The organism is Alcanivorax sp. HI0044 (genome assembly GCF_001634945.1).
This window is the reverse complement of sequence record NZ_LWEZ01001957.1, coordinates 1-960: the sequence shown is the minus strand read 5'-3', so window position 1 is coordinate 960 and position 960 is coordinate 1. Positions and strand designations below refer to the sequence as shown.

Sequence of the window (960 nt, the reverse complement as noted above, 5' to 3'; positions counted from 1 at the left end):
TTCAAAATGATGATGGGCCTATGCGCTGCTGTCTTTTTGGTTGGCTGTAATCAAGGAAACGACGTCGCTTTCGTCGATTTTCAGTCTCGTGAGATTAGGATGGTTACAGGGGACGGCCGAGTTTCCGTATGCGGGAGGGACAGATCCTCCGACGAACTAAAGTTAGTTTGTACTCCTTGGGCGCAACCAGAAAACAAGCAGGCTCAGTGACTACGCGCCGGGCTTTACTTAAACCTCAAATGCTTTACTAATAGGCTGATTGGCTTAAATTCTATGGTTCTGCACTATTTCAAACGCGGGGGAGAATAATTATGAAGCCTGTTATACCAATGATTTTTGTTGTTTTTGCCTTAGGGGGATGCTTCGGCGACAGCTTGCAAACAGTTAGGCTAGACGATTACTCAGTGATGGTAATAGACCAGACGAAAAGGACTGCCGCCATCTGTACCAAGAAGAGTAGTGCAGCTTTTAGCGGTAAACCAGGGCTTGTCAGTTGTGGCGATTGGTCTCGGATAGATTAGCCTCTTACCGGCCAGCCCCCCATATTACCCCGATAAGCAAAAAGAATAGGCTAAGCACTAACAAGGAAAGAAACCGATGGAGGCAGTCGTATGTTCGGCCCTCGGCTTTTTGGTCGGCGCATTCACTGGGCATCGCCTTGCTATAGGTCGCGACAAACGCAAAGAATTCAACGAGTCTGCTGACACTATCGTTCTCGCTCTCAGTACCCATGGCAGAATCAGTGATGCTAGCATTATTCACTTCGAGCGCAGGGCTAGTTTGTTCACTAGGTGGCGCTTCAACCGTGCTTTGGGCCAGTACCGGCGAATATACAAAGAGGGGTGCGAGCAAGACCCAAAGACAGGTGAAATACTTTTTACGGGTTCTTATAAACAACTTAATACCGCCGCAAATCGCATAAAGCGGGTGTGCAAATGGCGTTAGCTTTTCTTTTTGCAT

1 protein-coding gene is annotated in these 960 nt (G+C 47.8%); it reads right to left on the bottom strand.

The genetic code is table 11. The annotated features are described in order from the left end of the window. Positions 1 to 525 precede the first annotated feature (525 nt). Positions 526 to 960, bottom strand: a 435-nt coding sequence (locus tag A3730_RS32875) for a hypothetical protein (protein ID WP_063539441.1), incomplete at its 5' end; no start/stop codon positions are given.